The organism is Cupriavidus sp. SIMBA_020 (assembly GCF_046535395.1).
GTDB lineage: Bacteria > Pseudomonadota > Gammaproteobacteria > Burkholderiales > Burkholderiaceae > Cupriavidus > Cupriavidus campinensis.
In genome coordinates, this window is record NZ_JAWRWU010001615.1 from 1 (window position 1) to 237 (window position 237).

Annotated in this window: 1 protein-coding gene; it reads left to right on the forward strand. The window is 73.4% G+C overall.

The window, feature by feature from the left end:
* A partial coding sequence (locus SB751_RS35080) for an autotransporter-associated beta strand repeat-containing protein (protein WP_410749627.1) occupies positions 1-237 on the forward strand: 237 nt, incomplete at both ends.

The window sequence follows — 237 nt, forward strand, 5'->3', positions numbered from 1 at the left end:
GACCTGGGCACCCTGGTGCTGGGCGGCGCCAACACCTACACCGGCGGCACGCTGGTGGCCGAAGGCGTGCTGCAGGTCAGCGCCGACAGCAACCTGGGCGCGCCCAACGGCGCGCTGGGCTTTGCCGGCGGCACGCTGCGCGTGACCGGCACGGGCTACACCGGCACCACCCGCGCCATCGACATCGGCGCGGGCGCGGGCTTTGACATCGCGGATGCCGGCAACACGTTCACCCTG